Source organism: Fictibacillus solisalsi, assembly GCF_900103485.1.
Taxonomy (GTDB): domain Bacteria; phylum Bacillota; class Bacilli; order Bacillales; family Fictibacillaceae; genus Fictibacillus_C; species Fictibacillus_C solisalsi.
This window is the reverse complement of the sequence record NZ_FNHW01000003.1, coordinates 200,674-226,337: the sequence shown is the minus strand read 5'-3', so window position 1 is coordinate 226,337 and position 25,664 is coordinate 200,674. Positions and strand designations below refer to the sequence as shown.

Genomic DNA, 25,664 nt, shown 5'->3' with positions numbered 1-25,664 from the left:
CACCATCCCCGGTTCGCTTCATCTAAAGAGGCTCAGATACTATTGGTCTGTCATTGCGTTATGATCTTCGATTATGGAAAAAATAGTACAGTTTTTCCGCCATAATGTCAAGTCTGTACGACATGCAGAAATTTTATTCTTCCCGGGAAAAAAGAAAACCCATCGCCATGGTCGATGAGTTTTTCATATGTGCATTTAGAAGCCTCCAAAGCCGCCGGGAAAGCCGCCATACCCACCAGGGAAGCCGCCATACCCACCAGGGAAGCCGCCATACCCACCAGGGAAACCGCCAAATCCTCCCGGCACGCCTCCATAAGCGCCTGGGAACGGGGCCACCCCTCCGTAACCATAACCGTAGCCAAAGGCAACTGGTGGACGCGGAGCGAGTGCAAAGCCCGCAATAGTACCGAGTCCAAGACCGATCAGCCCTGCACCCAATAAGGGAAAAAACCTTCCCGTACCATCATCCTGATGGGGAAGCAAATAAACATTTTCCGCGTCAACATTTTGGATGGTTCCTACGTAGCGGCCGCCATCTTGGGTTAAAATTTCAACATCCTGCCCCATATATTGACAGCATAAGCCATAATAATGTTCTTTCATGGATACCCCTCCCTTTTTGTTCAAATTACATAAGGTTTTCTTCATAGGGTATGCAAATAATGGAATATGGGTGTGGACAGCTGTCTGTTAGTTTGATGAATTGGTGAAAATGGGTACTAGGTACATAGAACCTTTGAAAGGGGAACCCCTATGGATAAAGATTTGTCACAGCACAAAGAACACGCTGAAAGAAAAGCAGAAGAATACAAAGAAGAAGCCGAGCCATGGATCGTTCGCATGGCCCGGTTTGGCCACCTGTCGAAAGGTGCAGTTTATATTCTCATCGGAGTACTCGCCGTCATGACTGCGTTTGGTTTAAGCGGCAAATTGACTACTTCTTCCGGAGCTCTTTACACCGTCGCCAAGCAGCCGTTCGGTTCAGTGATCCTCGCGGTGCTTGCTATCGGACTCGCCGGCTATGCGCTGTGGCAAATCATTATGGCAATCTTTGATCCCGAGCATAAAGGCAAGGACGCAAAGGGCTGGATAGCCCGGATCAGCTATCTTATAGTTGCAGGCATCTATATTGGCCTTTGTGTTAGTGCTGTCAAGATCATATTCAGAGCGAGTTCAGGTTCATCAAGTGAGAAATATCAGACACTTTCAGCTAAAGTCCTTGCACAGCCTTTTGGCCAGTTTATTATCGGTCTTCTTGGCGCCATCATTATTGGTGTGGGTTTATTTAACTTTTATAAAGCCTATAAAGAAAAATATCTAAACGTGCTAAAGCGTGAAGAAATGAATCAAAAGGAATGGAGGACCGCACGATATATCGGCAAGTTCGGCATTAGTGCACATGGTGTGGTTTTTGCCATTATGGGCATCTTTCTCATCCGTTCAGCCGTCCAGGCTGACCCTGATGAGACGAAGGGACTGGACGGAGCACTTGCGGAGCTTGTTAAACAGCCCTATGGGCAGGTTCTCCTGACCATAGTAGCTCTCGGTCTCGTAGCCTACGGCGTTTATTTGCTCTTTGAAGCACGCTTCAGAAGGCTCGACCCTTAAAACAACCCCCCTGCTCAAAAGAGCCGGGGGGTTGTTTTATTGATCCGGGGTAAGAACAAGTTTTTCTTCGCTTTTAAAGGAAGCTTCCTTTGTATTGGTTACATGATAGTTTCCCGTCGTCCAATCCTTGATCTGGTTGTCGTACCACTTGCTCAGCACATGTCCGGATTGCCCTGGACCGACGACATTATAGGATTTGGACAGGTCCGAGAGATCGACGACCGTCCGCCAGGCGGCTCCGTGATTTACTTTTCCTGTCGCAGGGTCCCAGCCTGCCGCTCCGACCGTCACCCGGCTGCCGCCCATCTCCGTCTCTTTCGGATTAAACAGCAGATTAAGCGGTTTAATCGCTGCGAGTGGATGATCAAAAGGAAGGGTATGATAAGCTCCCCAATTCCACTTCTCCGTGTCCTCACCCTGTATGTTTTCTACTTCCTTTACCGTTCGTGAAAATGACCGGTTGGAGACAGCTTGCAATCCGCCAGCTTCCTTCACCCAGGGTCCTTCCTGTCCTTTAGTCGCACGACGAATAAGTTCATCCACCACTTGAGCTTTTCCATCAAAAAGATTCATCATCTTTTGATCAATCTTTTTTTCAAACAGCACGTTGCTGAATTCCTGCATCCATAAATTAAACAGTAAAGGTGCAGCACGTTCTTTATCATCCTTATGATTCCAGTCCTTCAAAATCTGCAGTGCTTTCTTCTCGTTTGGATCCAGCTTATCCCTTTCAATCAGCGGCAGAAGAATAGGAAGCATTTCTTCTGCCTGCAGGTTTTTCCTGTCAAATTGGAGCATTTTCATGTCTTTCACTGACAGCTTTTCCTTTGAAGAAAGCACATCCTTAATCCTCTGTTCCCGGTAGGGCTGTGCCCATGAATCTGTAATATGGTAATGGTAATTCTCCCCGATAACTTTATTGTTCGCGGTGGCAATGAAACCTTCCTTCGGATTAACAACCGTTGGCAGCTTTCCCCATGGAATGTAGCCTTTCCACTCATATTTCTTATCCCAACCGGGCACCGGTACTGAAGCGTATTTTTCACCGCGAATGGGAATTAGTCCGTTGGCGCGGTAAGCAATCGTACCATCCTGGGAAGCAAAGACAAAATTCTGGGCAGGGGTATGAAAGTACGTAAGCGCTTTCTTAAACTGGTTCCAGTTCTCCGCTTTATTAAACATCAGTACGGCCTGAAGCTCAGTGGAGGGTTCAAGCGCCGTCCACTTCAGGGATAAGACGGTATCTTCCTTTTTATCGAGAGCAAATTCCGACATGATCGGACCATGCCGGGTAACCGTTACCTTGTAGGGAATGGTTTTGTGGTCCTTTACTTTTATATTTTCCTCAATAATCTTCGCTTTTTCCCATTTTCCTTCATAAAGAAATTCTTCAGGGTTTATGGGATTTCTTTTTTCAATATATAAATCCTGCACATCAGGGCTTACATTCGTCACTCCCCAGGCCACCTTGGTGTTATGACCGACGATAATCCCGGGTACGCCGGCAAATACCACCCCACTTACATTCATACCTGGTGCCTTCAACTGTGTTTCAAACCAGATGGAGGGTGTGGCGAGACCAAGATGCGGGTCATCAGCCAAATAGGGCTTGCCCGATTTTGTTTTCTTCCCGGCTACAACCCAGTTATTAGAACCATTATACTCGTTTGGTACGACCGCGCTCGCAAGGCGGGTCTTGATGTCTATTTTTGTTTCCATAGCCTTACCAATGATTTCCGCTCCGTTTTCCGGATAAGACGGGAAAAGATCCAATGCCTTTTCTTTTGGAAAGTGCTGAATCAGATATTGTCGGAAGGCCTGCCCTTCCCAATGCCCCCCAAGATCAAAAGCCATGTATTTTCCAATGGTCAGCGAATCGACCGGTGTCCATTTCTTCGGCTCATAGCCCACAAGCGTAAATTCGATCGGCAGTGCCTTTTTCTTTTTTGCTTCCTTCAAATAGGCATTCACACCGTCCGCATACCATTGCAATACTTTTTTGGCCTCCGGAGAATATACCTCGAAGGAGGCCTCTGCTGCCCTGCGCAAACCCATCGTTCTAAAAAAACGGTCTTTCTCCACTGTCTTTTCACCAATCACCTCACTTAATTGCCCTGAGGCCTGTCGTCTGCTTAAGTCCATTTGAAACATCCGTTCCTGAGCCGTTACATAGCCTTGCGCCATATACAAGTCCTTCAGATTTTTGGCTACAATATGCGGTACACCATTTTTATCTCTGTAGGCGTTCACTGGAGAAGTTAGTGAAGAAATCGTTTCTGTCCCGGTGGTCACCGGGAGACTTTTTCTCATGAGCCAATAAGCGGCTGTCCCTGAAATCACAAGGATTATGAGAACCCCTGTTATCATGATCATGGCTGTTTTCTTCCAGCGGCTCCTTTTAGGACGCTGTTTTTCAATTTGAACGGCAGTTTCCACCATCACTCCCCCTTTTTTAATCCATTCTGTATGGTCTGGCTGTTTTCCTTCTCCTTAAATTTCCAGTCATATATCGCTCTCATATGTTTCTTTCATGCTAATATATTGATAGGAGAGGGAGAAATGGTTTAAAATGGGGACCTTGAAAGGGGGCAGCATATGAAGAAATGGCTATGGCTGGCGCTCATCCTTTTAGGTTTGATAATTGTCTCTGTCGGGGGATGGTATTATTATCCTCAATTTAAAATTGACCGTTTGAAAGCGCAAAATGCCGCTATACAGGACTCAGCCGATAAGCCTGAATCCCATAATGTTTCCTATATCGGCCACTTAAGAAACCTTCCCGGGAAGGCCATTCATCATCTTGCCCTGGGAGATTCAGTCATTCAGGGACGGGGATCGACTGAAGGTGGGTTTATCAAAATAGCCAATGATGAGTTATCCTCGCTTACAGGAAAGAAAGCGATTCTGGATAACCAGGGCATATCCGGGGCAACAAGCGGCGACCTGCTCAGAATTTTATCCACCCCTGATATGAAGGAGCGGATTCATTCGGCAGATTTGATTACGATCAATATTGGGGGCAATGATCTCGTTAAACTCGCATTACAGGAAGGGCCGGTTAAAGCACTGCAGGATTACGCCAATGTTAAATCATCCTATAAGGATAATCTGGTAAAGATCTTTTCCATCATCCGAAAAGAAAATCCTGACGCCATCCTTGTATACAACGAATTGTACAACGCGGTAGACTCAGAGGAGACTTTTTTTCCTGCCACGAAAAAGTTATTGAATGACTGGAATCTGATCGCCTACGAAACCACTGCCAACAATAAACCATCGATTGTCATCCCGAGCAGTGAGGTACTGAAACCTGAAAACAGAAAAGAATGGATTTACGATGCCATTCATCCCAATGATAAAGGCCATGAAATGATTGCTAAACAAATGATTAAAACCTTGGAAGCACCTTATCAGCAGAAATAAGCACTGTCCTTGTCCTGGACAGTGCTTTTTGGTGTTTGCAAAAAAAATAGAGATGCCCTGGTCAAGGCATCTCATATGTATAGGGGATTACATTATCTCACCTTTTCCACCATTGTGTAAGCATCTAGAGACTTGCGTCTTGGTGCCTATTTTACCGTTAACATTCAATATCAGACCAATATAACTAAGACCTTTACGCTAGTCCAGAATCTATCTTGATCTGCTCTCTCGTTTTTGCGCTCTTAAGGCCGTTTTTCTCCCCCAGATAATCCAAAATTCCTTCATCCGTCATTCCCAATGCCTTCAATCCTTTGGCAATGGTACGAAGATACCCAGAAGCTGGAGCCACATATTCTTCCTCCCCCATATCACGATTGGAGGTAAAAGAGAAAATAGGATAGCCATCACAATCTCCTAGATAAACAATGGTGCCATACCATCCCTCTGTCAAAGGAAGAAAACGGGCTTCTTTAATCTTTTCAAAATCAAACTCAAGCCCGTCAATGCCGTTCTCCTGTGAAGCAACATCCATAAACTGCTCCTCTGTGATTAAGTACATGCGGCCGATGGTTTTAGATGAAGCAGCGGGCTGATGGCCGATAAAAGCCACTCCTCCTGCTCCCCATTTGCTTTCCTGCTTTGAAAAATAAAGCGGATATTCAATTTCAACCGGTCGATCTTCCAGTGGAGGATTGCAGTTCCTGCATCCTCTTTCCGGTTCGGAGCTTCCTTCTGCCTGTCTTCCTTCTATGTAACAGGAAAACCTGTCTTTATTCATGTTTGACCCATAACTTGCATACCATACATAATTCATGCTGTTACTCCTTCCTACAAATACCGCACCTGTTGTTTAATATAGCGGCGCAAATAACTGACAAAATCCATAAAGCTGTTTTTATCGTCAAAAATTCCTTTTAAGGTGTCCAATTGCGGGTAAATACCATGCGTGTTAAACCTAACCGCTGTGATTCCCCGGTAAAACTCGCTTCCATCCGGATTCAGAATCACTGTGTCAATGTGTACTTCCTTTGTTCCTTCAATATAATGCTCTTTCACCTCAAAAACATCCAGTACGTTCAGCTTATATTTAAGCATTTGGATTCCTCCCCGCTCTATTGTAACAAATGGCCATTCAGAATTCCTGCCAGCTGTATGGCAGCAAGATCCCCATAAATCGGTAGTGGTAAAAAGGTCCCGAATCCATATCAAATCTTTAATTTGTCTGAATTTACTGACTTTTCGGTTGGTAAATTAGTACCATTGAACTATTGGGAATGTTTTGAAATAGTTATAACGATTCTTGTTATATATTGGCAATCGGGATAAAATAGGAATACATAAGACAGGGACTGCGGCTCATTCGAATAAAACGTTCTAGCCCAACAATTAGGGGGAGGGAATGGTATGACAGTATTCGAAGCAATGTCGTTGATGATTGGTTTTTCCATGCTAGTGCTGACCATTATTCGCTCCAAGGACAACGATTAAGTCTGCCCACATAATTATACAAAAAAGCCATGCGTCAGCACGCATGGCTCTTTTTTTATTCTACGACTAATTCATTTTCACGAACATCTACTTTTAACGCTTTGTTTTCTTCCTGATCCAGTAAAACATCTGCTACGGCATCTTCTACTTTTTCCTGAATCACTCTGCGCAACGGACGTGCACCGAATGCTGGGTGGTAGCCCAATTCAGCTATTTTCTTCTTCGCTTCATCCGTAAAATTGATTGTGATTCCCTGTTCCACCAGGTTCTCTTTCAGTTCGGAAAGCATCAGGTCAACAATTTGTACAAGGTCACCTTCTTTTAGAGATTGGAACTGTACAATGCTGTCAAAACGGTTCAGAAATTCTGGTTTGAAGTAGGAACCAATGGCATCAAGAATATTGGTTTCTTTTTGTACTTCCGCGACTTCGTTGGTAAATCCTAATTTTTTGGTTTGCTTTACACCACTGCCGGCATTGCTTGTCATGATGATAACTGTATCTTTAAAGGATACGGTACGGCCCTGGCTGTCAGTTAAGCGGCCATCCTCAAGGATTTGCAGGAACATGTGCTGTACATCGGGATGCGCTTTTTCAATTTCATCCAACAAAATAATGCTGTACGGCTTGCGGCGAACCATTTCAGTCAATTGTCCGGCTTCATCATGACCGACATATCCAGGAGGTGAGCCGATAAGCTTGGATACGGCATGTTTCTCCATGTATTCACTCATGTCAAGACGGATCATGGCTTCCTTATCACCAAATAATTCTTCTGCGAGTGACTTGGTCAACTCGGTTTTACCTACCCCTGTCGGACCGACAAACAGGAAGGATCCGATTGGACGGTTCTTCGCTTTCAGACCGGCACGGCTTCTGCGGATGGCTTTGGACACTTTTTCAACCGCTTCTTGCTGTCCGATGACTTTTTGGGAAAGGTTCTTCGCCAAGTCCTTCATTTTTGCCTGTTCGTCTTCCTGAAGTTTTTTAACCGGAATACCGGTTTTTTGCTCAACGATGGATTGAATATCTTCAAGGGTAACGGCCGCTTTTTCTTTGCCTTCATTCTCGTTCAATTTTGCCTGCAATTGAAGCTCTTCCTGGCGGAGTTTTGCAGCAAGCTCATAGTTTTCATTCATTGCTGCCTGTTCTTTTTCTTTTGAAATTTCCTCTAAACGCTCTTCAATGGAAGAGGTTTCATTGCCTGAATGAAGCAAGTTGATTTTGGAACCGGCTTCGTCCATAAGATCGATTGCTTTATCGGGAAGGAAGCGGTCCTGGATATAGCGGTGAGACAAGGCTACACACGCTCTTAAAACATCTTCTGAAAATGTCACTTCATGGTACTGCTCATATTTCGGAGCTAGACCCTTAAGAATTTCAAATGCCTTTTCAGGAGTTGGTTCGTTAACGATAACCGGTTGGAAACGGCGCTCCAATGCCGCGTCTTTTTCGATTTTGCGATACTCTTTCAGTGTCGTTGCACCCACCAGTTGAAGTTCGCCTCGGGCAAGTGCCGGTTTTAAAATATTGCCGGCGTCCATTGATCCCTCGGCTGATCCTGCACCGACGATCTGATGAATCTCGTCAATGAACAAAATGACATTTTTACGCTTTTGAAGCTCAGCAATCAGCTGCTTCATTCTCTCTTCAAATTGTCCGCGAATACCTGTATCTGCTACAAGAGAAGCTACATCAAGCAAATAGACTTCCTTGGAAAGAAGCTTGGACGGTACTGTACCTTCGGCAATTTTCAATGCCAATCCTTCAGCAATAGCTGTTTTACCAACCCCAGGTTCCCCTATAAGAACCGGATTGTTTTTGTTTCTACGGTTCAAAATTTCAATCACACGGTTTATTTCTTCCTCACGGCCGATCACAGGGTCGATGAGACCGGTTTTTGCAGCCTGGCTGATGTTGCGGCCAAATTGGTCAAGGAAACCTCCGCCCCTGCCTCTGCCACCACCTTGCTGTTGGGACTGCTGGGATTGCTGGCCGGAAAAACCTGAGTTCATGCCGTTGTTCATCATTTGTTTAAAGAAATCATCGAAGGATGAAAATTGGTTCATAGGGTTCATACCTCCTGTTGTATTCATAGATTGAGTAATTTTATGATAGCAATCTGCACATAGTGTTAACTGTTGTTTATGTTGATTAAAAGAAACGTTCATTTGAATTGTCGCAGGATTCACTTTACATTGTTCACATTTCATAAAGCATGTCCTCCTTCGGATTGTTAGGCCATCGTTTGACTTTGACTATCTTTGACCTTATGTCTACATTATACTTTGACCTTCTTTGACTTTCAAGTCCTTTGCTCAAAAAATTTATATTTGCTTATTTAAAGTACGTTTAACTTTGTTTATTTTTATGAGTGTACTGCGTAATAAATAAAAAATCAATCAATCTGCACCTCCTTTTGCTGCAAAAAAATCCGCTCTTAAAGAGCGGATTTTTACTGTATTTCAAACGTCTTTTTCTGCCGATAATCGTTTTCTTCATTTTTCGCCGTAAGCCATATCTCGATCGTATAGGTACCCGCCGGCAAGTTTTTAACCATAATATCCTGTGTGAACGATTCTCCTTGTTTCAAGGTGATTTTTGAAAGGGACTGGGTAAACATGTGATCCTGTGAATACTGATAGACCTTTTTTCCGCTTTCATCTTTAATGATGTAATCAAACTTTTTTCCACTTGTAAATTCAAAGGTTTTTACTTGCTCGGTCTGATTTTTAAGTTCATAACGCAAGAGAGTCCTGCCTGGATTTTGCTCTGTAACTGAAAGCTTTGGTTCAATGGCTCCCGCAACGATTCCCCCGCTATGGTCCCTGCCGGGCTTGTCCTGTTGCTGCTCCTGTTTATTTCCGTCTCCCATGACTGGCTCCCCCTTGTCCGCTTCATTTTTTTCTGATGTTCCGCATCCGCCCAATAGCACTGTAAAGCTGAGTATCAACAGCCATTTTTTCATGTTATCACCTCATCGAATAGTGTTGGCTGATTTTTGTTTTTTTAACAGAATAAAAAGGATTTTCGCGTTTCATCTCTAAATTACCCTAAGAAGAGAATAATCAACATACACCTAAGGGAGGATTTTTACATGCAGGCAACACATGAGGAATTACTTATAGAAATGAAAAAGCTAACGGATGAAAAAAGAGCCACAAGCAACGAAACCATTCTTCGCCAGCACAGCAAGGACGAATCTCATCATTCTCCCGTGCTTCCGGAAGTCGTGGTATTCCCAAACTCAACCGAAGAAGTTTCTTCTATAGTAAAGTTCGCGAATGAACATAAAATTCCTGTTGTTCCGTTTGGCGTCGGATCAAGCCTTGAAGGCCACTGCATCCCGCTGCAAGGCGGCATCTCCATTAACTTTCAAAATATGAACCAGGTACTAGAGGTCAGGCCCGAAGATTTTCTGGTTAAGGTCCAGCCGGGAGTAACCCGAACACAGCTGAATCAGGCATTAAAAAAATACGGACTGTTCTTTCCGGTAGATCCGGGAGCGGATGCTACCCTCGGCGGAATGGCTGCCACGAATGCAAGCGGCACAACCAGCGTCCGTTACGGCATTATGCGCCCCCAGGTCAGGGATCTCGAAGTGGTTCTTGCCGATGGTTCCATCATCCATACAGGAGGGTTGGCGGCAAAATCTTCTTCAGGCTATCATCTCACAGGTTTGTTCGTCGGATCGGAGGGAACCCTTGGCGTATTTACGGAACTCACCCTAAAGGTATACGGCATTCCCGAAACAACCGTGGCAGGCAGAGCCGTTTTCCCAAGCGTGAAAGAAGCGGTTGACGGAGCGGTCTCCCTTTTGTCTTCCGGGAATTCCCTGGCACGAGTAGAGCTTGTGGATGAGCCCTCCATCCGTCAGGTGAACATGCACAGCGACACTTCCTATCCGGAGAAACCCACCCTGTTTCTTGAGTTTCATGGCAATGAAGGCGGAATAGCTCAGGATGTAGCTTTTGCAGAAGAATTGCTCTCGGCCAATGGTTCAGAAGAACTGATTTTCGAAACCGATTCCATCAAAAAAGCAAAACTTTGGGAAGCCCGCCATCACCTGGCTTACGCGTTCAAGCACGGTTTTTCCGGAAGGGAAATGATGCTGACAGACGTGGTGGTGCCGCTTTCGGAATTAACCGGCGCTGTCGTCTATGCACGTGAACTGATTGAAAGCGAGGGTTTGCCTGGCGGGGTGCTCGGCCATGTCGGAGATGGCAATTTCCATTCCATTCTCATGTTTGATAAAAACAGTGAGGAAGAAACCAAAAAAGCGAACCGGATCAACGAAAGAATTGTGGAATATGCACTTTCCAAAAAAGGGAGCTGTTCCGGAGAACATGGAATCGGCATCGGGAAAATGAAATATCTGCGTCAGGAGCACAGTGACACATTGCCATTGATGAAAATGATCAAGCAGCAATTTGATCCCAACAACATCATGAATCCAGGCAAGGTTTTATTTTAAAGGTTAAAGAGAGGATCAGTTGGGTAAAGATAGAGTATAAATTACTCGTGAAAGGACATTATTCGTGAAAACACTAATCATTCTAATACTCGTTGTGATTCTCATTTACCTGTTTGTAAAAAGAAAAAGATAAGCTCGAAGACCCCATCCACTCCGGAAGGGGTCTTTTTTCGGTGAAATATAATAGAAAAGACCGCTTGAACGTTTCTCAAGCGGTCTTCCAAAAGGAATATTAAATGGATATTTTTATCTCGGCGTTCATTCCCGGCAACACTTTGTCTGAAGGGTTTTGAACAGAGATCTTAACAGCTACTTTTTGCGTTATTTTTGTATAATTGTCACTTGAGCTTTGTGAAGGCACTTGTGAGAATACAGAATTGGCGGCGTACCCGATTTTCTCGACGGTCCCTTCAAACTTGGCATCCGAATCGCCATCGATAGTAATATCCACTTTATCGCCTTCTTCGATATCCTTTAATTCGGTTTCCTTAATATTGGCTGTTACATATAAGTGGTCCATATCTGCGGTCTGTGCCAGCACTTCTCCGGCCTGTACCATTTGTTGGTCTTTCACTGCATTTTTAATAATGGTGCCACCTTTTACAGCAGCAATCGGAAGTTCCTTTTCCTTTCCTGAAACAATGGCCAATCGCTTGTCCTTTTTCACCTTGTCTCCTTCTTCTTCATTCCAGCCGGTCAATTTTCCGGAAACGGGTGAGATAATTTGCGTCATATCAGTCGTAACGGTTGCTTCATCTGTTTCCACATAGTTTTGGCTTTGATAGTAATAATAGAAACATACTGTAATTAAGGCAAGAACAACAACAACCCCTACCGTGTTGGCAAAAACTAAACGCCCTTTTTTCATGCTACTGTCATCTCCTTTATTTTATGATGCATCACGAGACTGCCGGTTCTCACGGGGGGAGGGAAGAAGCAGCCGCTTTTCTTTTTTGACAAGAGACCGCCCTTTTCCCGTTACTGTCTTACCAACGGAAGCAATAAGCATAATTACACCCAAGCCAACAAAAATGGTAAACAAATCATGATAGGCTCCCAAGATGGCAGAGCGTTTGGCATTGGCAATGAGTGAATATGCAGCCATGTTTTTTGCATCCGCAGCAGACAGACCCTGATGGATAAACGTACGAACCATCCCTGCCAACTCAGAATTCACTTCGGGATTAAGTCCATCGACCTGTTCACGGATTGCTTCATAATGGACGGCATTTTTCATATAGGCGTACCATCCCAGAAAAGGTGCAGTAAGAGCACCAGAGAAATTCCGTATAAAGTGCAATGAAACGGAACGCATGGACGCTTGATGGAGATCACCCGCAAGGGCTGTACCCAGTGCTCCTGATACAAGCACCATACTCACTCCGCTGCCGAGGCACGCCACCTGGAAATACAGAGTATCAATGGAGACAGCAGGATCGAGGCTTCGCCATTCCATACCAACATAAATGACAAGCAGTGAACCAATAATCCCCAGAACGCCGGCTCCCCATTTGTCGTAAAAGAAGGTGCTGAAGAGGGCCGTTGCCATAATACCCAGGAAGAACCACCCATAAAACAAGGACAAATAGGAAAATGGAAGATCGATATTATTTCTGAGGAAACCATTAATGCCAGCCAGCGCCACAATTAATGAAATATGTGCCGATACTGCCATTAGGGTTCCGGAAATCGGTTTCGCATTCCAGAGCGCCCGAAATGGAACAAGCGGGTTTTCTGCCTGCCAGTCGGTGGTGATAAATAGAATCAGCAAGACAAAAGCAGCAAGTAAAAATGGCCACACCAGACAGGAAGAAAAGCCCTCTTCCTGTAAGTGAATCAAGGGAACCGCCAGGTCTGCCATTAAAAGCGTCAAAATAAATATGCCAGTTTTATCAATATGATAGTCATCCTCCTGCTTCTTTTCAGGTTTTGGCAAATTTAAAGCCCCAACAATAAGGCATACTATGGAAGAAAATATATTGATAACAAAAAGCCAGCGCCAAGCATCAGCATCTAGAGACAATGCTCCAAACAAGGCACCTACTGCTGATGAACCGAAAAGCCCGCTTATTACGAAAAACAAAAACCAGTGGCGGACATGATTGGGAAACGACCGCAGCTTTACCGGCAGGATCGTTAGAAAAAGGATACCTGCGCTTAAGCCTTGGACGGTCCTTCCCACAGTTAGCATATCTAGTCCGGCAGAAAAAATATCTGTCATGGATCCAGCCAAAAAGATGAAAATAAACAGCAAATAAATTTTTCGTACACTGTATTTCAAGGAAAGTACACGTCCGACGGGCACACCCAGCGCAAACGCCAGATTAGACAGAATCGACGGAATCGCCATCTGATTGGTGCTTAGGTTCAGTCCATGCTGAATAATCATTTGATTCACGGTATATGACAAATTAAGAAAATATTGCGGTCCGATCGCGAGGATGGTCAAAAGAGAAATAATCAGGTGTTTCGGTACACTGATTCTTTTTGTTTCTGATTTCGCTAAAGCAGTTGAATGTTGCATCGTTTTCTCCTCCTCCCGATTTTTTCAAAGTGGAAAACCGGTTTAAGTTGTATAATACAAGTTGTATAGCACAAGTTACATTATATAAGTATCCCTAAAAAAAAAGCAACTGTTTACTACATAAAAAAACAATGGCCTGATTGGCCATTGCCTTCTTTAACGTTTCCAATTTTTAAAATCCCGGTTTAAACGCCTTAAATTCTTTTTTAGCTCATCTAATTCTGCCTGCCCCCACTCCTGGAGCACTTCAGCATAAGCATTATATCTTGCATGCTGAACTTTTCTTAAAATTTTCAAACCCGTTTCAGTAACTTCCAGCCTGCTGATCCTGCCATTTTGCGGGTCGGGAAAACGCCGTATGTAGTCTTTTTTCTCCAGTGACGCCACCTGCCTGCTGGCTGTGGAAAGATTGAGTTTTAACTCTTCTGCCAATATAGTAATGGCCAGCATTCCGTTTTTATCCAGTGCACTTAATATCAAATATTCAGAACGGTCCAAATCCCCAAGTCTTGGACTGTGTGCGGTAGTCAGCCTGACCAGCAGCGCGATCTCCTGTTCAATGATTTGAAGTGAGTCCTCTTCCATGGTGGTTCCCCCTCATAAATCGGCAATAAAGCCATTATAAATGAAAAATCCCTTCAAGAGAAATGGAGCACAAAAAACAAAAAGCGCCTTTTTAACAAGACACTTTTTGTTTCCACTTCCGCCTGGTACTTCTAATGAAGTTGTTCATTGTACGATTGATACTCCCACTGTGCCAAATCATAATATCCCTGGTCAATTCTGGCCTTTTCTTCCTCCAGCACGGTCAGGAGATCTGCCGGCAAATGGCCGGTCTGAACGGTCAGATCGATTGAATCTTTCGGTGAATATAAAAGAACAGTGAACAGCTTCTTCGAGGCCATTTCCATTCCATGTACATGAAGGTAATTTAAATCATGAATGCGGTATACGAAAAAAATACGGTAAGGGCACATACAGGTTCCTGCCTTTTTAACAACCAGTATGTCCCCTTTATTCTCGTTTAAACGACGGAAAGGGGGTAAATCGGCAATTTCACCTGAACCTTCGTCCCTTTTCCTTCTTCACTCTCAAAATGGATTTGGCCAAAATGTTCTTTTACGATTTTATAACAGACCATCAAACCAAGGCCTGTTCCTTTCTCCTTTGTCGTATAAAAGGGTTCACCCAGTTTTTCAATCCTGTCCTTAGGGATACCTGAACCCTGGTCCTCAATTTCGACCATGACATTTCCTTTCGCTTTTATTAGAGTCAGCCTGATCAGACCTCCCTTGTCCATGGACTCAATAGAATTTTTCAGCAGGTTGATAAAAAGCTGCTTCAATTGGTTTTCCACGCAATAAACCGGAGGGATGTCCCCGAATGTGTTCAGCTGGATTTGGACATTTTTTATAATGGCCTGCGTGTCCAGGAGCCGCACCACGCTCTCGAGCATATCTTTGAGTGAACTGTTTTCAAAATGAACAGCCTGGGGCTTCGCCACAAGCATCAGCTCACCAACAATATCATTGATTCGTTTTAATTCCGTCAGCATGATTCCGATATACTTATCTTTCATTTCTTCATCTGATTCCTTCAGCAGCTGCGCAAAGCCGATAAGAGATGTAAGGGGATTTCGTATTTCATGGGCAACTCCTGCCGCGAGCTCACCGAGAACAGAAAGCTTTTCGGATTTCCTTATGAGCTCTTCGGTTTCTTTAGTTGCTGTTATGTCCCGTGCTATGGTTACGTAGCTCTCTATCTCATCCCATTCGTTCAAGACCGGGACCGCATTGGTTTCCATAACCACCCAATCCCCGCTGTTTATTTTTAACCGGAACTCGAACGTAAAAGGTTTCTTCCGGCTTCTTGCTTTGGCAAACGTAGCACGCAAAAATTCCCAATCGTCCGGATGAATTCTTGAATAAATGACCTCATTCAGTTCATCGAGACCATTCCTCAATCCGAGCAATCCTTCATGTGAAGGCGAGCAGTACAAAAGTTTGCCTGAAGGATCAGCTACAGCGATCAGATCTTTGGAATGCTCAGCAATTACCCGGTACTTGGCTTCACTTTCCCGCAGAGCCCTCTCCGCTTTTTTTTGTGGCGTGATATCCCTGTAAATCAAACAAAAGCCGATCACTTGCCCCTGCATATTTCGAATGGCCGAGAAGGAAATCGAAACATCGATCTTTGTCCCTTCTTTGCACACCCGCTGGGTTTCAAAGGAAGGGACAGTGCTTCCTTCCGCCAGCAGGCTCATGATACTTTTTGATTCTGGTTTATATTCAGAAGGAATAATCACATGAGAATCCACTCTTCCGGAGAGCAGATCCTCTTCTTCCCAGCCAAATAATTTTTCAAATGATTGGTTAACTTTAATTGGATTTTCCTTTGTATCCACAATTAATATCGCATCTGTCGTTCCTTCAAGAACCGATTCTAGTAGTTCAAGGGCCACACTGAGTTCCTCTTCCTTTTCTTTGTGCTGGGTGATGTCGCGCCCCGTTACAAACAGGTACAGAGGATTGCCCTCATCATCAAATGTAGCTTGTTTTATTAATTCAAGGATAAGGGTAGAACCATCCTTTTGCAGTACTTCTTCCTGGATTTTAATCGGCCGGCCTGTCTTCCATGCTTTTTGGTCTGTTTCATGGCAGCGCCGTATGGTATCAGGCGTAAGAAAGCAGGAAAGCTCCTCAGCTCGCACCCCTTTATATGAATTCCGTTCCACACCACACACTTGCAATGCAAATTCATTGGCTTCAAGCCATTCGCCATCCTCGTTTTTCAAACAGATGAACTCCGGGAGCACATCAATTAACTTCTTAAATACGCCAAGCTTTGGGAGAAGCTCATTACCCGTCAATAACATAAAAGTCCACACCCTCAACTATCAGTCTGTCGTTTTCTGTCTTTAATCTCTCTTTATATTAGATAAAAGAGAGCGTTTTCCTTCATGAATCGACCGACAAAAAGAGGAACAAATCGCTCTTTTATGACAAATGAAAAACCCCCCGTGAATGGGGGGTTCTCTTATACTGCTTTTACAGCTTCTTTTAATGACTTGCCTGGCTTAAACGCCGGCACACTGCTTGCGGCAATCATAATCTCTTCGCCTGTCAGAGGGTTACGTCCTTTACGGGCGTTGCGGTTGCGAGTTTCAAAGGTTCCAAACCCGATCAGCTGCACACTTTCTCCCTGTTTCAAAGAATTGGTAATGGCATCAAGTACAGCTTCCACCGCAAGGGTTGATTCTTTTTTATTCATACTTGTAGCCGCTTTTACTGCATCGACTAAATCTTGCTTTCTCATGATAAAAGACCTCCTAAAATAGCAATTTGATGTGTTGCATTTGCTACCATTATTAACCGTTCCCCATGTTTTATACACGTTTCCATTGTTTTTTTCAGAAACAAAATAACCTTGAGCCCATAATGCTCAAGGTTTTAGATCGTCTGCCTGCTAAAATCCGTATACGGTCATTCCGCCATCGACGAACATCGTTTGCCCCGTACAGTAGGATCCTGCGTCCGAAGCAAAAAAAACAGCCGGCCCTACCAGTTCCTGCAGCTCACCAACTCTGTTGAGCGGAGTTCGTGACAGGATATCGTTTAAGTAGGTTTCATCTGCAAGCAGCTTTTCGGTCAGCGGTGTTTTGAAATACCAGGGTCCGATTGCATTGACATTGATTCCGTACCTTCCCCATTCGAGTGCCAGGTTTTTGGTCATTTGAATCAGTGCGGCTTTGGTAGAAGCATAGACCACCCCTGTGCGTAATGCCACATGGCCTCCGACCGAGGAAATATTCAGGATTCGGCCATATCCTGCTTCCTTCATTCGCTTGCCTGCTTCCTGCGAAAAATAAAAAGCAGATCGAAGGTTTGTATTGATAATGGTTTCCCATTCTTCCTCTGTCACATCGAGTGCCTTGCTCCTGATATTCATACCGGCATTATTAACTAAAATATGTAGAGGAATGCGGTCTGTATCCAACGAATGGTACAAAGACTGTATTTCTTGTTTTTGCGCGACATCGACCGCATACGTATACGCTTTTCTGCCCAACTCCTGAACGACGCCTGCTACTTCGTCCAAATCCTTCTGGGTACGGGAGACCAAAATAACATCTGCTCCGGCTTCTGCAAATCCTATGGCCAGCGCCCGGCCGATTCCCCGCCCCGCACCTGTAATCATCGCTGTTTTTCCTGTCAATGAAAAGGATGGCAAATACATTAGAATCTTCCTCTCTGATTAATACCTATGATTGTTTTTTCAATAATCAAACCATTATTATTTTAGCACATCCAGTTGGAACTGCATTTTTTTATGGCTCTGGTGAACGAATGGTTTGCCATAAACGTCATAGTAGTAATACATAATCCTAAGCGGCAAGGAGGAAAGAGCAGCAATGGAGGAAAAGGACTTGATTAAACAAGCAAAAAAAGGAGATCACCACGCTCTTTCCCTTTTGCTGCAGCAAAATTATTCGATTTTGTTTCACTACCTTTTAAAGATTACCACGAACCGGTCGGTGACTGAGGATCTTGTGCAGGAAACCATGCTTAAGTGCATACAAAAAATCGGAATGTACGAGGAAAAAGCGAAGTTCTCTTCCTGGCTGATCTCCATAGCGTCTCACCTGTATATGGATCAGATCAGAAAACAGAGGACTGAGAAAAAATACAACGAGAAGTTCAAGCAAGCCCGGGGCCTAAAATGGAAAGCAATGACCAGTAATGAAGAATGGTCGGAATTGCTGGATGCCTTATGCGTATTAAATGAAGAAACCCGGATCCCCTTAATCCTGAAGCACTATTACGGGTACACGTATGACGAAATTGGCAGAATGCTGAAAATTCCGGCAGGAACTGCGAAATCGAGGGTTCATAACGGCTTGAAATTCATCAGGGAGGAGTTGGATGACCATGAAAGAAAACGAGGAGAAGCTTAAACAACAGCTCACAGAGGAGCTTTCAAAAATAGAAATATGGGAAAATGCCCCTGTACCTGACCTGGCTTTTTTTGAACAGTTTGTTGCTGAAGAAAAAAAGCGAATTCACCAGCAGCTGATGAAGGAGCTGTTCTATTTCGCCCTCGCGGCCGCAGTCATTTTGTGTTGTGTCGCAATCATGCTCATACGCCTTCCGGTTTTCTTCTTGCTGCTGCAGGTTCCGGTGTTAGTGGCTGCTGTGTTGTTCCTCTTCTATCCTCGTAAAAAGGAAGGTGAATGGAATGACATCTGAGTTTCATGGGCTGCCATTTTGGTTACTCGTCCTGTTGATTCTCGTTTTGCTGTGCCAAAGTATCTTTCTTTTCCTTGATGGAAGAAAACGGGGATACCGCTATTGGTTTTGGTCCTTGTGGGGGCTGATCCAATGTCCTCTTCCGCTTCTTTTTTATCTGATCTTTGCCAGAAAGATATTCCGCAGAACATTTTTCAAAGGTTAAAAAAAGGGAGCTTACACCACGTAAGCTCCTTTTTCCTTATTCTTTTTCCACCCATTCCTTTCGCAATACAAAAAGTTCCCGCAATTCCTGGGTGGATAGTTCAGTGATCCAATTTTCACTTGTAATGACTTTTTCGCTTAAATCTTTTTTGCTTTCAAGCATTTCGTCAATACGCTCCTCCAGCGTACCAAGCGTAATCATTTTGTGGACCGTCACAAACTTCTTCTGCCCGATCCGGTGAGCACGGTCTGTTGCCTGGTTTTCCACTGCAGGATTCCACCAGCGGTCAAAGTGGATAACGTGGTTGGCTTCTGTAAGGTTAAGCCCTGTCCCTCCAGCTTTCAATGAAAGAACGAAAACTTTATGCTTTTTGGCCTGAAATTGTTCAATCATTTCATCGCGTTTTACTTTTGGAATTCCTCCATGCAGGAAAGGCACCTCTTCATTCCACTGCTTTTCGATGTAATCTTTGATCAGATTTCCCATAAATAAAAATTGCGTAAAGATCAGGCAGCCCTCATCCTTCTCCTTGATGGCCTCCAGAAGCTCCATCAGTTTCGCGAATTTGCTTGACCGTTCTTCAAGCCTTGTTTTCTTCTCTTCTTTTAAATAGAGAACCGGGTGATCACAAATCTGCTTCAGTTTGCCAAGAAGCGCCAGAATCAAACCCCTTCTCTTCATTCCTTTCTCTTGTTCCAGCTGCTGAAATGTATCCTGTATGATTCGTTCATAAAGGGAAGCCTGTTCAGTTGTAAGATGCACATACTCCTTAATCTCCTGTTTATCCGGCAGGTTCAGCTGAACATGAGGATCCTGCTTCGTCCTTCTTAGCAGAAAGGGCTGAACGAGACTTTGGAGCTGCTTAAGCCGGTCATTGTCATGCTCCCGTTCAACAGGAATAACGAACCTCTTACGAAATGCGGTTTCACTTCCAAGGTAACCGGGATTAAGGAAATCAAAGATCGCCCAAAGCTCCAGAAGGCGGTTTTCCACCGGTGTTCCGGTAAGCGCTATTTTATGGCGGCCGGACAAACGCCGGATGCTCCTGGACTGTTTGGTAAAACTGTTTTTGATATTTTGAGCTTCGTCCAGAATAATGGCATCCCACATCACAGGCTGGAAATCTTCTTGGTCAAGCTGTGCGGTCGTATAGGACGTTAAAAGAACATCCGCGTCCCTGATCGCCTCCATGAAGTGTTCTCCTCTGACCCGCGATGAACCATAATGAAGAAAGACATTCAGACTCGGTGAAAAATGCTGCAGCTCTTTTTGCCAGTTCCCGATAACAGACGTGGGACAAATCAAAAGCACCGGAAGCTGACCGCTTCCTTTCCCTTTGCGGGTATGAAGCAGGTAGTCAATGGTCTGAATGGTTTTCCCAAGCCCCATGTCATCAGCCAGGCAGCCGCCCAAGCCAAACTTCCTTAAAAATTGCAGCCAGGAACTGCCGACTTTTTGATACTCACGAAGACTCCCTTTAAATCCGGGGGCCAATGGCTGAATTGGAATTTCCCTTACCTCAGACAGCTGCTCGACCATTCTCGAGAGATCACTATTCAGCTCAATATTGACATACCGGAGCATGGAAGGCTCTTCCTCACTGCCGGTTTTTTGATTCTGAAGAAGATGCTGCTCAAGGACATCCTTCAGCTGCAGCCCCTTGCGGTTGAAACTTTTCATGACTTGCCGGACCTCACGGATGAAAGCCGGATCCAGCTTAAACCATTTGCCTTTGATTTTCACCAGGCGCCGTCTGCTGTCAACCAGCTTCATGAATTCCTCTTCGCTTAATTCAATTTCACCGGTCGACACCTTCCAGTCGAATTGAACAATAGCATCCAGCCCTAAAAAGGACGGTGCATAGCCCGATGAGTTCTTCACCTTGGCTTTAATGTCAGGCTGGAGATCCTTTAATGCTTCCCACCATGACGGAAGGAGAATCTTAAATCCTCCCTCTTCCAGCCATTCTCCTTTTTCATTTAAAAAATCCCAGGCTTCATTTTCGGTCAGTTTGTGTTTAAAGGAGCCATCCTTCTTTGTTAAAAAAGGCACCAGTGTTCCCGCAAACGCCAAATCCTCGCCAATCCGTTCTTCGTAGGCAGCCCAGTCCTCTCTTGGAAGTCCCCCGCCATCCTTCCATTCATAAGTTTCACCGTTTTCTTTGTCCTCCAGCATCACCTGTAAATTCCAAAACCGGTCATCTTCAGGAGGTTCCTGCAGCTCAAAGAGCAAGTCAAACGGTCTCTCATCCTTTTTCCATCCTAATTTGACGAGCCACGACTCTTCCGAAAGATTTTGGTATAAAGCGTTCTTTTCCAAAAGATGCTCAAACGGAAAACGGTCAAAAAAGGCAGGATCCGCATCCAGCCTTTCCGGTTCCGTTAACGCCAGCCCATCAACGGCGGCATTGGCCCAATCTGACAGCTCTCTGGAACTATCTTCGATTTCCCAACGCCAAAGCCCCTTTTTCCAAGCCGTAAAACTCGGCTTTATCCCGTTATTATCCAATGAAGAAAGGACCCATTCGGCTTCATCCATCATCGATTGAGCATCTTGCGTCCAATTGCTCTTCTTCAGGAAAAATCGGGGATGATTGGTGAACAGGCGAAAGGCATCTTCAGCAGAAACATAGATATTCTGTTCATCATCCCGGTCAACAAAGGTGCCGTAGTAGGATTCATGATGCCAGGCGAACAACAACGGCATCCAATCATCGATATGAATCCGGCTTCCCTTCTTTTCACACCAGAACATCATTCTTTTTTCATCCAGCCATTTTGTATGAATGACAATGGCGGTCACATCAATCATGAATGAATTTTCCTTTCCTCAGCTCTTCCTGAAAAGCACGAAGCCGTCCATATTGGACAGACAGCTTTTCAACATATTCGTTAAACTGCCATGAACGGCCCAGTTTTTTATAAATGGACTGCAGCTTTTTCAGAAAGCGAATGGCCAATTTATAAGATTTACGGTTTTTCTCGCGGATGAGCCGGTCAACAGATTGGTGATAAATCGGCAACAGGACATCCATCTCCAGCTGCTCCACATCTTTTAAATCTGCGGAATTGATCAGAGAGGGAGAATAGCCCATTAACAGCTGAAGCTCCGCCCACCGCTTGAAGTCCTGCTGAACATGCAAAAACTCGTTATATTCATAAAAGGTAACGGGAAGGCAATCAACGAGCATCTCCTCATATTCTTTTTCTTCCCCTGTATACTGGGCATACTTCCAAAAGAACTCGATATACTGATGAAATTCTTCCCGTACGGAAGCATCTTTGTAATAATCTTTGATTTTCCGGTAGAATTCAGGCTTCAGAGCAAGGAGCCATTTCAAAAGGGCTTCCCATTTTTCCCAATGAAAAAGAAGCTCAAGCCAAATTAACGCATGGCGGGAGGAAAATTGCTCCGTACTCTTCATCCTCTTGAATGCCTCCTTCAGGTCATCCCTCAGAAAGGCAAAGTGAACGAGCGCCATATCAAGGAATTGGGCCCGCGAGCCTTTTTCTTTCTCATTAAGCAGCTGTTTTTCATAGGACAGCGCCCATTTCTCCACATGGTAAATGGTTGCCCATCCGACCTGAAATACCCGAAAGATGGTATCAAAGTATCGGGAAGGAAGCTTAAAGATATTCTGGAATTCTCGTAAACTTTCTTCAATCAAACCGGGATGCTCGCTCCTCATGCGCTCAGCATCCATTTCCATGGCCGTCTTGAACATGCCATCCACCAGCTGTTTGAGATTCAGGCGAAAGTGAGACTGTAAATAATCAGGAATGCCAAATTGCTTTTCATATTCCGTCAGTCTGAGAAACGTTTCAAGCTGGGCATGGAAACGATACAACTTTCCTGTATCATCATCCAAAAAGGTCGCAGAATTTAATAAACCCGGATAGAATTCTCTGTAAATATGGGTAAATGTATATCCTTCTCCCTTTTCCAGTTCTTTAAAGGTCATATTCTGCATTTTGGTTCGTTCAAAGTCTTCAAATCGCTGATCAAACACTCTTTTCCATTCTTCCACCGAAAGAACGTTTTGGATTCGCTTTTTTGTTTGTTTTTCAGAAATCTGAGGGGCTTCTGTTCCCTCAGGCGGTTGGTCCAAACTGCTCTGCTCCTGGTCCTTCGGTTTACCTCGCTGGCTTTTCCATTCCAGTATCAGTTGATAAGGAGGACCAAAGGAAGCATACAACTGAAAGAAAACAGCTATAATGTGTGCACACGGTTCCGGCTGCCCACAGCTGCAGCTGCTCTCCAGAAAGCGGTCAAGGTTAATGCTTACCTCATGCTCCCCTTCTTCCGAAACACGCCCGGTCACAACCGTTTCTTCTTTTACATTTATATTATAAACAGCGCCTTTCTGATAGAGCGCATAGCCATCCTGGATCGCTTCACTGCTAAAATGAAACAACACCGTTTTTCCAAGGTTCAACACAACGTCTTTAGGGATTTGCTTACTTAACATGTGAGCCTCCGTAACATAGTATCCTCCATTATATCAAAATTCACGGGGTTCCATTCAATGTTGTGCTTGTTTCTTGCCAAAAACAAAAAACAATGGACACTTCTGCCCATTTTCTAAAGGTTGATTTTTTTTATCAATAATATTGCCCAATGGACAACCCCTGCATTGATGATCCCATTTACAAACGAATGTATGTTTACTCCAAAATTCCAGAAGGAAAGGATCACCGAAATGCCCAGAAACACCCAAAATACGTATTCCTTTTTTAGAAAAGGTGCCCGGTCGAGTCCAAAGCCAATGACCAGCAATGCCGGAATTAAAAATAGAGAGTGCTGATTCAAATACTGAAGCAAAAAAGTTAAAATATCCACTCTATCACCGCCTTTGCTAAAGCTGTAATAGTATATGGGAGTTTACTAGATTTGCTTATTCATTTGCCTGTTTTATTCCAGATCTTTTTTGCCAGTCTGTTCAAAATTTTTCTTTTTCTATTTCACCCAATTGCTCTGAAATGAGAAGTCTTCTGGCCAATAGATCAACTGCTTTATGTTCGGCAGCCAATGCTTCTGCCGGCGCATTTTCTTCCAGTTCTATCTCAAGCTCTGGATGATCGTGCAAGAGCTATTCCACTTTTTTTTGTTTCCTCAATCGAATGTTCACAGCTTTTTTTCATCATTCTGCTGTTACAGGAGCAATAACTGCATCATCCATTTATCGGGAGGGAGATGGTATTTTGTAACTTTTTGACTATTTTTAGCAAACCTCTTTCCTTCAATGGCGTTTTCCTTCATACTTGTTTTTGTGACAAAATCCCTCATGAAAGTCGTGAATGAAAGATGTTATTACAAATGATTGAAAAAAAGCGGGAAGTTTTGCTATGTCTTGGAAAGACCTATGGCTTGACGGCAGAGGTTACTGTGAAATGCAGCCAGGAACTTGATCATTTGCTTAATCTGCTATCCCGAACAGAGGAAATACCAAATTCGTTGATGAAACAATAATGGACTAGCCCAAAAATGAAATTTAAAAGCAAAAAAACGGCGGGAAAGCACTCCCCGCCGTTTTTTTAATGATTTTAATTCCCTATTAATTTTGAAGGATCTCCTCTATGCGCTCAAGTGATTCTGCAGAGAGTTTGACTCCTGAGGCCTTTACGGTTTCCTCCAGCTGATCCGGTGAACTTGCACCCACAATGGCACTTGATACATTGTCCTGACGCAGAATCCAGGAGAGTGCAAGCTGAGCGACGGTAATTCCATTTTCCTCTGCCACTCCTTTTAATTTCTCTACCTTTTGAAGTTTTTCTTCGGTCAGATGGCCGGATATCATTTTCTTGCTGTTCTCATCCGCAGCCCGGCTTCCTTTAGGTGCCTCTTCCCCGATTTTATACTTTCCGGTCAGAACACCCTGGGCCAGCGGCGACCATACCACCTGGCCGATGCCGTGTTTTTCACTCACCGGAATGACTTCTTTTTCAATATAACGCTCAAACATATTGTATTGAGGCTGGCTGACAACAATACGGTCCAGCAATTTTTTATCCGCCAGGTGTACCGCTTCAGAAATCTGTTCTGCAGTCCATTCACTCACTCCGGCATAAAGCACTTTGCCATGGCGGATCAAGTCATCGATAGCCCGCAGCGTTTCCTCCAGAGGAGTTTCCTTGTCGTAGCGGTGGCAATAAAAAATATCCACATAATCCAATCCAAGCCGCTCGAGGCTGGCATTGCACTGCTCAATTACATGCTTTCTCGAAAGCCCCCGTTCGTTCGGGCCGTCCCCCATTGGCCAGAAGGCTTTTGTGGCCAGGACATAGGAATCCCGCTGGTAGCCTTTCAAAACGCTTCCCACCACTTTTTCCGCTTCTCCGCGCATGTATACATTAGCGGTATCAAAGAAATTAATTCCAAGGTCAAATGCTTTATGTATGCTGGCTTCTGCGTTCTCCCGTGCCACATAGCCGGCAGTGGTCAGCCAGCTTCCAAGAGAAATCTCGCTGACTCTTAATCCAGTACTCCCAAGACGACGGTATTCCATAATCATTTTCCACCTTTCGATTTAGAAAAATAGGTACGGTACAAGTTTACCAGTTTTCTAAATATTATAAAGAATTACAGCTTGAAAAATCCATAAATCCCCTATTGGTAGGAGAAACAGCCGAGGACTGTTCAATTAATGGATGATTTTACTACTATTTTGAAATAATTATGTAACGGTTTTGTTACCTTC

The 25,664-nt window shown here is 44.3% G+C and carries 25 protein-coding genes; 7 read left to right on the top strand and 18 right to left on the bottom strand.

From position 1 onward, the window contains the following. Positions 1-195: 195 nt before the first annotated feature. The gene (locus tag BLT53_RS25285; RefSeq protein ID WP_139168352.1) at positions 196-603 is read right to left on the bottom strand and encodes a hypothetical protein; all 408 of its coding nucleotides are present in this window, start codon (positions 601-603) and stop codon (positions 196-198) included. 150 nt (positions 604-753) lie between these two features. Between BLT53_RS25285 and BLT53_RS20655 the strand changes: the two genes are divergently transcribed. After that, positions 754-1,608: a DUF1206 domain-containing protein gene (locus BLT53_RS20655; RefSeq protein WP_090231823.1), complete on the top strand. Its 855-nt coding sequence runs from the start codon at positions 754-756 to the stop codon at positions 1,606-1,608. A 36-nt stretch (positions 1,609-1,644) separates the two neighbouring features. On the opposite strand, the gene BLT53_RS20650 is transcribed toward BLT53_RS20655, so the two are convergent. Then, positions 1,645-4,047, bottom strand: coding sequence for a penicillin acylase family protein (locus BLT53_RS20650; RefSeq protein WP_090231822.1), 2,403 nt, complete (start codon positions 4,045-4,047; stop codon positions 1,645-1,647). 156 nt (positions 4,048-4,203) lie between these two features. Between BLT53_RS20650 and BLT53_RS20645 the strand changes: the two genes are divergently transcribed. After that, the gene (locus BLT53_RS20645; RefSeq protein ID WP_090231820.1) at positions 4,204-5,031 is read left to right on the top strand and encodes a GDSL-type esterase/lipase family protein; all 828 of its coding nucleotides are present in this window, start codon (positions 4,204-4,206) and stop codon (positions 5,029-5,031) included. Between the two features lie 193 nt (positions 5,032-5,224). On the opposite strand, the gene BLT53_RS20640 is transcribed toward BLT53_RS20645, so the two are convergent. Further along, the gene (locus BLT53_RS20640) at positions 5,225-5,845 is read right to left on the bottom strand and encodes a hypothetical protein (RefSeq protein WP_090231819.1); all 621 of its coding nucleotides are present in this window, start codon (positions 5,843-5,845) and stop codon (positions 5,225-5,227) included. Between the two features lie 14 nt (positions 5,846-5,859). After that, the gene (locus BLT53_RS20635) at positions 5,860-6,126 is read right to left on the bottom strand and encodes a hypothetical protein (RefSeq protein ID WP_090231818.1); all 267 of its coding nucleotides are present in this window, start codon (positions 6,124-6,126) and stop codon (positions 5,860-5,862) included. 309 nt (positions 6,127-6,435) lie between these two features. Between BLT53_RS20635 and BLT53_RS25840 the strand changes: the two genes are divergently transcribed. Next, on the top strand, positions 6,436-6,519 hold the full coding sequence (locus BLT53_RS25840) for a putative holin-like toxin (RefSeq protein WP_353051312.1): 84 nt from the start codon (positions 6,436-6,438) through the stop codon (positions 6,517-6,519). A 55-nt stretch (positions 6,520-6,574) separates the two neighbouring features. On the opposite strand, the gene BLT53_RS20630 is transcribed toward BLT53_RS25840, so the two are convergent. Beyond that, the gene (locus BLT53_RS20630) at positions 6,575-8,731 is read right to left on the bottom strand and encodes an ATP-dependent Clp protease ATP-binding subunit (RefSeq protein ID WP_090238058.1); all 2,157 of its coding nucleotides are present in this window, start codon (positions 8,729-8,731) and stop codon (positions 6,575-6,577) included. 242 nt (positions 8,732-8,973) lie between these two features. Further along, positions 8,974-9,486, bottom strand: a complete 513-nt coding sequence (locus BLT53_RS20625; RefSeq protein ID WP_090238055.1) for a BsuPI-related putative proteinase inhibitor — start codon at positions 9,484-9,486, stop codon at positions 8,974-8,976. Between the two features lie 129 nt (positions 9,487-9,615). Here BLT53_RS20625 and BLT53_RS20620 point away from each other — a divergent pair, with 129 nt between their 5' ends. After that, positions 9,616-10,992 (top strand): FAD-binding oxidoreductase, encoded by a 1,377-nt coding sequence (locus BLT53_RS20620; RefSeq protein WP_090238052.1) that lies wholly within the window; start codon positions 9,616-9,618, stop codon positions 10,990-10,992. Between the two features lie 232 nt (positions 10,993-11,224). On the opposite strand, the gene BLT53_RS20615 is transcribed toward BLT53_RS20620, so the two are convergent. The 7 genes from BLT53_RS20615 to BLT53_RS20585 form a co-directional block, all read right to left on the bottom strand. Then, positions 11,225-11,860 carry a biotin/lipoyl-containing protein gene (locus BLT53_RS20615; RefSeq protein WP_090238049.1) on the bottom strand — a complete coding sequence of 212 codons (636 nt, stop codon included), beginning with the start codon at positions 11,858-11,860 and terminating at the stop codon, positions 11,225-11,227. Positions 11,861-11,881: 21 nt separating this feature from the next. Then, entirely contained in the window at positions 11,882-13,516 is a 1,635-nt protein-coding gene (locus BLT53_RS20610; protein WP_090238046.1) for an MFS transporter, read from the bottom strand. A 156-nt stretch (positions 13,517-13,672) separates the two neighbouring features. Continuing rightward, complete coding sequence (locus tag BLT53_RS20605; protein ID WP_090238043.1) at positions 13,673-14,101, bottom strand: MarR family winged helix-turn-helix transcriptional regulator; 429 nt, start codon at positions 14,099-14,101, stop codon at positions 13,673-13,675. 131 nt (positions 14,102-14,232) lie between these two features. Then, a complete protein-coding gene (locus BLT53_RS20600) occupies positions 14,233-14,493 on the bottom strand; it encodes a hypothetical protein (protein WP_090238041.1) in 261 nt (86 codons plus the stop codon). Between the two features lie 47 nt (positions 14,494-14,540). Continuing rightward, positions 14,541-16,391: a PAS domain-containing sensor histidine kinase gene (locus BLT53_RS20595; protein WP_090238038.1), complete on the bottom strand. Its 1,851-nt coding sequence runs from the start codon at positions 16,389-16,391 to the stop codon at positions 14,541-14,543. 161 nt (positions 16,392-16,552) lie between these two features. Then, on the bottom strand, positions 16,553-16,831 hold the full coding sequence (locus BLT53_RS20590; protein WP_061967465.1) for an HU family DNA-binding protein: 279 nt from the start codon (positions 16,829-16,831) through the stop codon (positions 16,553-16,555). Positions 16,832-16,981: 150 nt separating this feature from the next. Beyond that, positions 16,982-17,752 (bottom strand): SDR family NAD(P)-dependent oxidoreductase, encoded by a 771-nt coding sequence (locus BLT53_RS20585; protein WP_090238035.1) that lies wholly within the window; start codon positions 17,750-17,752, stop codon positions 16,982-16,984. A gap of 190 nt (positions 17,753-17,942) precedes the next feature. Between BLT53_RS20585 and sigY the strand changes: the two genes are divergently transcribed. After that, entirely contained in the window at positions 17,943-18,470 is a 528-nt protein-coding gene (gene sigY / locus BLT53_RS20580; RefSeq protein ID WP_244520522.1) for an RNA polymerase sigma factor SigY, read from the top strand. Further along, complete coding sequence (locus BLT53_RS20575) at positions 18,439-18,762, top strand: DUF5345 family protein (protein ID WP_090238029.1); 324 nt, start codon at positions 18,439-18,441, stop codon at positions 18,760-18,762. Before sigY ends, BLT53_RS20575 begins: the two co-directional genes overlap by 32 nt. Positions 18,763-19,003: 241 nt before the next feature. On the opposite strand, the gene BLT53_RS20565 is transcribed toward BLT53_RS20575, so the two are convergent. From BLT53_RS20565 to BLT53_RS25210, 4 genes are all read right to left on the bottom strand, one after another. After that, positions 19,004-21,778 carry a DEAD/DEAH box helicase gene (locus tag BLT53_RS20565; protein ID WP_090238024.1) on the bottom strand — a complete coding sequence of 925 codons (2,775 nt, stop codon included), beginning with the start codon at positions 21,776-21,778 and terminating at the stop codon, positions 19,004-19,006. After that, the gene (locus tag BLT53_RS20560; protein ID WP_090238021.1) at positions 21,771-23,435 is read right to left on the bottom strand and encodes an SWIM zinc finger family protein; all 1,665 of its coding nucleotides are present in this window, start codon (positions 23,433-23,435) and stop codon (positions 21,771-21,773) included. Before BLT53_RS20560 ends, BLT53_RS20565 begins: the two co-directional genes overlap by 8 nt. A gap of 113 nt (positions 23,436-23,548) precedes the next feature. Continuing rightward, positions 23,549-23,806: a phage holin family protein gene (locus tag BLT53_RS20555; protein WP_090238018.1), complete on the bottom strand. Its 258-nt coding sequence runs from the start codon at positions 23,804-23,806 to the stop codon at positions 23,549-23,551. 100 nt (positions 23,807-23,906) lie between these two features. Continuing rightward, positions 23,907-24,053 (bottom strand): hypothetical protein, encoded by a 147-nt coding sequence (locus BLT53_RS25210; RefSeq protein ID WP_170834453.1) that lies wholly within the window; start codon positions 24,051-24,053, stop codon positions 23,907-23,909. 230 nt (positions 24,054-24,283) lie between these two features. On the opposite strand from BLT53_RS25210, the gene BLT53_RS20550 reads away from it, so the two are divergent. After that, the gene (locus tag BLT53_RS20550; RefSeq protein WP_425284723.1) at positions 24,284-24,436 is read left to right on the top strand and encodes an aspartyl-phosphate phosphatase Spo0E family protein; all 153 of its coding nucleotides are present in this window, start codon (positions 24,284-24,286) and stop codon (positions 24,434-24,436) included. A gap of 85 nt (positions 24,437-24,521) precedes the next feature. Here BLT53_RS20550 and BLT53_RS20545 read toward each other — a convergent pair whose 3' ends face one another. Then, positions 24,522-25,472, bottom strand: coding sequence for an aldo/keto reductase family protein (locus BLT53_RS20545; protein WP_090238013.1), 951 nt, complete (start codon positions 25,470-25,472; stop codon positions 24,522-24,524). Between the last annotated feature and the right edge of the window lie 192 nt (positions 25,473-25,664).

Excerpts from the sequence above, each read along its gene's own strand:
- BLT53_RS20600 (WP_090238041.1), bottom strand. The coding sequence starts at position 14,493 with ATGTGCCCTTACCGTATTTTTTTCGTATACCGCATTCATGATTTAAAT.
- BLT53_RS20625 (WP_090238055.1), bottom strand. The coding sequence starts at position 9,486 with ATGAAAAAATGGCTGTTGATACTCAGCTTTACAGTGCTATTGGGCGGA.
- BLT53_RS20615 (WP_090238049.1), bottom strand. The coding sequence starts at position 11,860 with ATGAAAAAAGGGCGTTTAGTTTTTGCCAACACGGTAGGGGTTGTTGTT.
- BLT53_RS20595 (WP_090238038.1), bottom strand. The coding sequence starts at position 16,391 with ATGTTATTGACGGGTAATGAGCTTCTCCCAAAGCTTGGCGTATTTAAG.
- BLT53_RS20630 (WP_090238058.1), bottom strand. The coding sequence starts at position 8,731 with ATGAAATGTGAACAATGTAAAGTGAATCCTGCGACAATTCAAATGAAC.
- BLT53_RS20565 (WP_090238024.1), bottom strand. The coding sequence starts at position 21,778 with ATGATTGATGTGACCGCCATTGTCATTCATACAAAATGGCTGGATGAA.
- BLT53_RS20610 (WP_090238046.1), bottom strand. The coding sequence starts at position 13,516 with ATGCAACATTCAACTGCTTTAGCGAAATCAGAAACAAAAAGAATCAGT.
- BLT53_RS25840 (WP_353051312.1), top strand. The coding sequence starts at position 6,436 with ATGACAGTATTCGAAGCAATGTCGTTGATGATTGGTTTTTCCATGCTA.
- BLT53_RS20640 (WP_090231819.1), bottom strand. The coding sequence starts at position 5,845 with ATGAATTATGTATGGTATGCAAGTTATGGGTCAAACATGAATAAAGAC.
- BLT53_RS20635 (WP_090231818.1), bottom strand. The coding sequence starts at position 6,126 with ATGCTTAAATATAAGCTGAACGTACTGGATGTTTTTGAGGTGAAAGAG.
- BLT53_RS20650 (WP_090231822.1), bottom strand. The coding sequence starts at position 4,047 with ATGGTGGAAACTGCCGTTCAAATTGAAAAACAGCGTCCTAAAAGGAGC.
- BLT53_RS20550 (WP_425284723.1), top strand. The coding sequence starts at position 24,284 with ATGATTGAAAAAAAGCGGGAAGTTTTGCTATGTCTTGGAAAGACCTAT.
- BLT53_RS20620 (WP_090238052.1), top strand. The coding sequence starts at position 9,616 with ATGCAGGCAACACATGAGGAATTACTTATAGAAATGAAAAAGCTAACG.
- BLT53_RS20545 (WP_090238013.1), bottom strand. The coding sequence starts at position 25,472 with ATGGAATACCGTCGTCTTGGGAGTACTGGATTAAGAGTCAGCGAGATT.
- BLT53_RS20585 (WP_090238035.1), bottom strand. The coding sequence starts at position 17,752 with ATGTATTTGCCATCCTTTTCATTGACAGGAAAAACAGCGATGATTACA.
- BLT53_RS20590 (WP_061967465.1), bottom strand. The coding sequence starts at position 16,831 with ATGAGAAAGCAAGATTTAGTCGATGCAGTAAAAGCGGCTACAAGTATG.
- BLT53_RS20645 (WP_090231820.1), top strand. The coding sequence starts at position 4,204 with ATGAAGAAATGGCTATGGCTGGCGCTCATCCTTTTAGGTTTGATAATT.
- BLT53_RS20560 (WP_090238021.1), bottom strand. The coding sequence starts at position 23,435 with ATGTTAAGTAAGCAAATCCCTAAAGACGTTGTGTTGAACCTTGGAAAA.
- BLT53_RS20655 (WP_090231823.1), top strand. The coding sequence starts at position 754 with ATGGATAAAGATTTGTCACAGCACAAAGAACACGCTGAAAGAAAAGCA.
- BLT53_RS20575 (WP_090238029.1), top strand. The coding sequence starts at position 18,439 with ATGACCATGAAAGAAAACGAGGAGAAGCTTAAACAACAGCTCACAGAG.
- BLT53_RS25285 (WP_139168352.1), bottom strand. The coding sequence starts at position 603 with ATGAAAGAACATTATTATGGCTTATGCTGTCAATATATGGGGCAGGAT.
- BLT53_RS20605 (WP_090238043.1), bottom strand. The coding sequence starts at position 14,101 with ATGGAAGAGGACTCACTTCAAATCATTGAACAGGAGATCGCGCTGCTG.